This is a genomic window from Arthrobacter sp. (genome assembly GCF_031179385.1).
Lineage (GTDB): Bacteria > Actinomycetota > Actinomycetes > Actinomycetales > Micrococcaceae > Arthrobacter_D.
The window spans coordinates 1-6,076 of record NZ_JAPSHV010000141.1 but is presented as its reverse complement, the minus strand read 5'-3'; the positions used below and the strand labels follow the sequence as shown (position 1 = coordinate 6,076).

Annotated in this window: 8 protein-coding genes and 1 tRNA gene; 5 read left to right on the top strand and 4 right to left on the bottom strand. The window is 63.3% G+C overall.

The genetic code is table 11. The annotated features are described in order from the left end of the window. Positions 1-572 (bottom strand): proton-conducting transporter membrane subunit (locus RIF85_RS14090; RefSeq protein ID WP_375164461.1); only part of this gene is annotated, 572 nt, incomplete at its 3' end. A gap of 236 nt (positions 573-808) precedes the next feature. On the opposite strand from RIF85_RS14090, the gene RIF85_RS14085 reads away from it, so the two are divergent. Beyond that, positions 809-2,158 (top strand): MFS transporter, encoded by a 1,350-nt coding sequence (locus RIF85_RS14085; protein ID WP_309072529.1) that lies wholly within the window; start codon positions 809-811, stop codon positions 2,156-2,158. Here RIF85_RS14085 and dcd read toward each other — a convergent pair. Both dcd and kynA read right to left on the bottom strand, forming a co-directional pair. Beyond that, positions 2,155-2,763, bottom strand: coding sequence for a dCTP deaminase (gene dcd / locus RIF85_RS14080; protein WP_309072528.1), 609 nt, complete (start codon positions 2,761-2,763; stop codon positions 2,155-2,157). The genes RIF85_RS14085 and dcd overlap by 4 nt on opposite strands. Positions 2,764-2,809: 46 nt before the next feature. Then, on the bottom strand, positions 2,810-3,664 hold the full coding sequence (gene kynA / locus RIF85_RS14075) for a tryptophan 2,3-dioxygenase (protein WP_309072527.1): 855 nt from the start codon (positions 3,662-3,664) through the stop codon (positions 2,810-2,812). A gap of 103 nt (positions 3,665-3,767) precedes the next feature. Between kynA and RIF85_RS14070 the strand changes: the two genes are divergently transcribed. The 3 genes from RIF85_RS14070 to RIF85_RS14060 all read left to right on the top strand — a co-directional run bounded on the left by RIF85_RS14070 (position 3,768) and on the right by RIF85_RS14060 (position 5,232). After that, positions 3,768-4,832, top strand: a complete 1,065-nt coding sequence (locus RIF85_RS14070; protein ID WP_309072526.1) for a M4 family metallopeptidase — start codon at positions 3,768-3,770, stop codon at positions 4,830-4,832. Further along, positions 4,829-5,122 carry a protealysin inhibitor emfourin gene (locus tag RIF85_RS14065; protein WP_309072525.1) on the top strand — a complete coding sequence of 98 codons (294 nt, stop codon included), beginning with the start codon at positions 4,829-4,831 and terminating at the stop codon, positions 5,120-5,122. Before RIF85_RS14070 ends, RIF85_RS14065 begins: the two co-directional genes overlap by 4 nt. Positions 5,123-5,158: 36 nt before the next feature. After that, positions 5,159-5,232, top strand: a tRNA-Gly gene (locus RIF85_RS14060). Positions 5,233-5,244: 12 nt separating this feature from the next. Here the strand turns inward: RIF85_RS14060 and RIF85_RS14055 are convergent. Continuing rightward, positions 5,245-5,583 carry a YnfA family protein gene (locus RIF85_RS14055; protein WP_309072524.1) on the bottom strand — a complete coding sequence of 113 codons (339 nt, stop codon included), beginning with the start codon at positions 5,581-5,583 and terminating at the stop codon, positions 5,245-5,247. Between the two features lie 98 nt (positions 5,584-5,681). Here RIF85_RS14055 and panD point away from each other — a divergent pair. Beyond that, positions 5,682-6,076, top strand: a 395-nt coding sequence (gene panD, locus RIF85_RS14050; protein ID WP_309072523.1) for an aspartate 1-decarboxylase, incomplete at its 3' end; no start/stop codon positions are given.

Below are 6,076 nucleotides of genomic sequence, written 5' to 3'. Positions count from 1 at the left end.
CCGGTCAGTGAGTCCGTGCTCGCAAGAATGTCCGACAGGCGATACGTCCCGGCACGCTGTCCCAGAATGATGAGGCCGACCAGCATTGCCAGACCACCGAGCGTGGTCACTACCAGTGCCTGCAGCGCCGCACGCCTGGCGGACAACCGGTGCCGGGAGTAGCCGATGAGCAGATAGGACAGGACTGTGGTCAGTTCCCAGAAGATGAACAGCAGGATGAGGTCATCGGCGATCACCAGACCGAACATCGCGCCTGCGAATGCAAGCAACTGGGCGCCGAAGGGCCCGATGTTCGCGTCATCCTGCTTGAAGTAGCGGGCGCAGTAAAACAGCACCAGGGAACCGACGCCGAGCACCAGGATACTGAGCACGGCTGACAGCGCGTCCATGCGGAAAGCGAGTTCGAGCTGCAGTTGCGGGATCCATGGAAGCACGACGGACGGCGGCGCGTTGGGCTGCCCGTTGGCAGCGACCTGCGCAGAGTCGGTGTAATTTGAGAACGTTGCCAGTAGCCAGAGGAAGCCGGCCGCCGGAACCGCGGCGAGAACGTAGAAGGCCGAACGGCCCATCATACGGAAGATCAGGGGCGCCACTGTGGCCACCGCAAAGAGGGCGATGAGCACGAGTAGCACGATGATCTCCTGATCTCTCGAGTTGAGACGGTCAGCTGACGGTCAAGGGCCTAGGAACATTCTACCGGTGGCATACACCGCGCCATCCCCGGTTCTGCCCTCCGCGCAAGAAAAGGGCGCGCGGAATAATAAGAGGGGTCAACCAGTTGTTATTCGGCACCAGATAGCATGCAGCCATGAGCACGGACTCCCCACAGGCCCCTGGACGCATCCTTTCGAAACCCGTGCTCGCATGGGCGTCCTGGGATTGGGGATCCGCGGCATTCAACGCCGTGATGACCACCTTTGTGTTCACTGTCTACCTCACCTCCGATGCCTTCGGCGGCGAAACCTACGCATCCGAGGTGCTCGGCTGGGGACTCGCGGTTGCCGGTCTCCTTATTGCGCTCCTTGCTCCGGTGACCGGTCAGCGGTCCGACGTCGGCGGCCGCCGGAAACTGTGGCTCGGTGTGAACAGCCTGCTTGTGGCTGTGCTGACCGCACTGTGCTTCTTTGTCTTCCCCCGCCCGGAGCTGCTGATTCTCGGAGTCGCGCTGATCGCGGCCGCGAACATCTTCTTTGAGTTTGCCGGGGTCAACTACAACGCCATGCTGGCCCAGATTTCCACTCCTTCAAGCGTTGGCCGGGTGAGCGGGTTCGGCTGGGCCATGGGTTACGTGGGCGGGATCGTTGCCCTGGTAATCGTGCTGGTGGCATTCGTCCAACCCGTCGTCGACTGGTTCGGGTCCAGCACGGAGGACTCTCTCAACATCCGGCTCGTCGCGGTCTTCTCGGCGCTGTGGTTCCTTGCCTTCGCCCTGCCGGTGATGTTCGCGGTACCGGAAATCCCCCGGCAGCGGAACGTCAACCGGCTGGGATTCCTGGCGTCCTACGGTCTGCTCTTCCGGCGTATCAAGGCGATCTACCGCACCAGCCCGCACACCATCTTCTTCCTCCTCGCGAGTGCAATCTTTCGGGACGGACTCGCGGCTGTGTTTACCTTCGGGGGCATCATCGCGGCCGGGACATTCGGCTTCGAACTGAGCGAAGTCATCCTGTTCGCCATCGTGGGTAACGTCATTGCCGCAATCGGCGCCGTGATTGGCGGCTTCTTCGATGACCGGGTGGGTCCCAAACTGGTGATCATCGTCGCCCTGATAGGGCTGCTGGTCTCGGGAACGGCGGTGATGGTGCTCGGTGCGGCGGATCATTCGATGCTGGGCCTGCAATGGAGCGGCGATACAACGTTCTGGATCTTCGGGCTCCTGCTCACGCTGTTCGTCGGGCCGGCCCAGGCTTCATCGCGCGCCTATCTGGCGCGCCTCTCCCCGCAGGGCGACGAGGGAGAGATGTTCGGACTGTACGCCACCACGGGCCGTGCCGTGAGCTTCCTCGCCCCGGCGCTGTTCTCCCTCTTCATCGGATTGTTCGGGGAACAGCGGTTCGGGATCCTCGGCATCCTGGTGGTGCTGCTGGCAGGCTTGCTGGTATTGCTTCCGGTCAAGCCGCCGGCGAAGGTGACGCCCGCCGTCGTACCGGCTGCCTAGACCTGCTCTGCGGCGGGGACTGAACCCTCGGTGATTTCGGTGCGGTGGAAGTTGAGGTGGCTTCGCGACGCCGTCGGCCCGCGCTGCCCCTGGTACCGGTTGCCATACTGGCCGGAACCGTAGGAGTGCTCCGCGGGCGAGGTGAGCTTGAAAAAGCAGAGCTGGCCGATCTTGGAGCCGGGCCACAGCTTAATCGGCAGGGTCGCCATGTTGGAGAGCTCGAGCGTGACGTGGCCGGAGAAGCCCGGATCGATGAAGCCGGCCGTGGAATGTGTCAGGAGTCCGAGCCGACCCAGCGATGACTTTCCCTCCAGCCGGGCGGCGACGTCGTCGGGAAGGGTCACCATTTCATAGGTCGATCCGAGGACGAACTCCCCGGGGTGCAGGATGAAAGGCTCATCGGGAGCCACCTCCACCAGACGGGTCAGGTCCGGCTGGTTCTCGGCCGGATCGATGTGCGCGTACTTGTGGTTATCGAAGAGCCGGAAGAACCGGTCAATGCGGACGTCGACGCTCGACGGCTGAACCATTGCGGGATCATAGGGATCGAGCACAATACGCTCGGCAGCAATTTCGGTTCGGATGTCGCGGTCTGAGATCAGCACCGTTCAAAAATACCGTACACAGTTCCCGCTGCTCCCATTGGAGACATCAGCGTCCGATCTCCGTTCTGACCGCGAACAGCTCCGGGAAGAAGGTCAGTTCGAGCGCTTTCTGGAGGAAGCCCACGCCGCTCGACCCCCCGGTTCCCGTCTTGTGGCCGATGGTGCGCTCCACCGTCTTCAGGTGCCTGAATCGCCACAACTGGAAATTGTCCTCAAGGTCCACGAGTTCCTCGCAGGCCTCGTAGACGTCCCAGTGCGTAGCGGAGTCCTCGTAGACGGTCTTGTACACCTGGACTAGCCCGGGGTTGAACTCGTGAGCGCGCGTGACGTCCCGTTCGAGCAGCTCCTCGGGAATGTTGTAGCCGCGCCGGGAAAGATAGTGGATGAACTCGTCATAGATACTCGACTCCTGCAGCAGGGTGGACAGAAGCTCCAAAGCCTGCGCGTCGCTCTCGAACACCTGCAGCATGGCGGCGTTCTTGTTGCCGAGGAGGAACTCCACTGCACGGTACTGGTACGACTGGAAGCCGCTGGCCGCCTTGAGTGAACCGCGGAACTCGGCATACTCCGACGGTGTGAGGGTCGCCAACACCGACCACTGCTCGGTGAGCGACCGCTGGATGTGCTTGATCCGCGCGATGCCCTTCATCGCCGCACGCAGGTCGTCCGCACGCAGATGGGTCCTCACCGCGCCCAGCTCATGCAGCACGAGCTTCAGCCATAACTCCGAGGTCTGATGCTGGATGATGAACAGCATTTCGTCATGATGCTCCGGCCGGCTGACCGGATGCTGGGCGGACAGAAGGGCATCGAGAGCGAGGTAGGAGCCGTAGGTCATCTTCCCGGAGAAGTCCTTCTCGATGCCCTCTTCAAGGTTGCGGGTGTTCCGCTCCACGGTCATGCACTCAGCGTAGTTCGTTGAGCGCGCGATGCAGCCGTCCCGGGTCCAGCCATTGATGACTGTCAGAGGCGGGCACTACGTTTGGACCAACCAAGGAGGCAGCATGAACACACGCGCAGATGCCCACTCACACTGCAGCATCGTCCCGCCCTACCTGCTCGCACGGCTGGCCGGCCTGCAGGCGCCCGAGCACCACGAGGCAGCTGCTGCCGCCCGGCGGGCGCTCGTGCAGTTGGACCCGATCCATAGCGCCCGTGCCGCTGCTCCGAGGGATCCCTCGCGCGGAGCGGGCACCGCCGTCGTGCTGGCTCTCCGCCGAACCATCTCGGATGCCCGCGGATCCGAGTCGCTGCCCGGCGAGCCGGCCCGCCGGGAGGGTGATCCGGCCACGGGTGACCCGGCGGTCGATGAGGCGTATGCGGGCCTCGGCGCAACGCATGAACTCTTCAGTGAGGTGTACGGCCGAGCCTCGATCGACGACGCCGGCCTGCCGCTGAACGCCACCGTCCATTACGGGCGTCAGTATGACAACGCGTTCTGGGACGGTTCCCGCATGGTGTTCGGTGACGGGGATGGCGAGATCTTCGGGCGGTTCACCGCGTCGCTGACGGTGATCGGTCACGAGCTGGCCCATGGGTTCACCCAGTACACCTCGAACCTGAGGTACCAGGGCCAGTCGGGTGCGCTCAACGAGTCCATCTCCGACGTTTTCGGAGTCCTGGTCGAACAGCGCGAGCGTGGCCAGTCCGCAGATGCCGCGAGCTGGCTGGTCGGCGAGGGTCTGTTCACCGACCAGGTGGAGGGCAATGCGCTGCGGTCACTGAAGGCTCCGGGCACTGCCTATAACGACGACATCCTCGGCAAGGATCCGCAGCCCGCCACCATGGCGGACTTCGTGGACACCACGTCCGACAACGGCGGAGTCCACATCAACTCGGGCATTCCCAATCAAGCGTTCTACATTGCCGCAACGCGAATCGGCGGTTATGCCTGGGAACATGCGGGGCAGGTCTGGTATGACGCCGCCGCGGGCGGCAATGTTCCCGCCGATTGTGACTTTGCCCAGTTCGCGGACATCACGGTCAATGCTGCGAACGCGCGTTACGGGGAAGGCTCCCCCGTCCCGCAGGCAGTGGAGTACGGGTGGCGGGAGGTGGGTGTGCTGTGACCCGCATCGAGGTCTCACGGTCCGGAGGCTTCGCCGGGATGACCCGGACCTGGAGTGTGGAGGTGAGCCCAACCGAAGCGGAAGAGCACTGGCTTCCACTCCTCGAGCAGGCTGATCCCGGCGAGTCGGAGGACGCGCAACGCGACCGCTTCGTCTATCACATCGTGGTGGTCGGCTACCGCGAGGTAACGGTCGGCGAAAGTGCGGTGCAGGGTCCTTGGAAGGAACTGGTGGAGTGGGTGAAAAATTCCAGCCAGCACGGGAACCAGGCGGGTGAAGGGCCCCGCTGACATGTTGTAGTGTTTATGGAGCGGTTCAGGCCGCATGCGGGCGTAGCTCAATGGTAGAGCGCTAGCTTCCCAAGCTCGATACGCGGGTTCGATTCCCGTCGCCCGCTCCACGATGTGTAGCCCTAGCTCGACGAGCGGGGTCCGAACATGATCACCGCAACTCCGGTCAGGCAGACTGCGCTTCCGATGACGTCCCAGCGGTCAGGGCGGAAGCCGTCGAGGACCATCCCCCACACAAGTGACCCGACCACGAAGACACCGCCGTAAGCGGCAAGGATCCGGCCGAAATGAGCGTCGGGCTGCAGCGTTGCCACGAATCCGTACGCGCCGAGGGCCATTACGCCCAGCCCCGCCCACCACCATGGCCGGCCCTCGCGTACGCTCTGCCAGACAAGCCAGGCTCCGCCGATCTCGGCGAGCGCGGCAAGGGCGAAGAGGACTGCAACAAGGAGTAGGTTCATGGCCCCATTATTTCCCTGCAGCAGGGAACCGTCGGGTGCGCAAGTTGGTGCGCAAGGCCACATGGCAGGCGAAGTTGGGCGAGCGTAGACTTGACGCGATGAATCGCACAATGTTCAAGTCCAAGATCCACCGGGCCACAGTCACCCACGCAGACCTGCACTACGTCGGTTCGGTGACCGTTGACCTGGACCTGCTCGAAGCCGCAGACATCCTGCCGGGTGAGATGGTTTCGATTGTGGATGTCACCAACGGCGCCCGGCTCGAAACCTACACCATCGCCGGTGAGCGCGGATCAGGTGTCCTCGGGATCAACGGTCCGGCAGCCCATCTGGTGCATGAGGGCGACACAGTCATACTCATTACGTACGCCGCGATGACCACGGAAGAGGCGCACTCCTATGTGCCCACCATCGTGCACGTCAATGCTGACAACAGAATCATCGAACTCGGCAACGATCCGGCCGAGGGCCTGACGGAAGGGCTGCAGCGGCC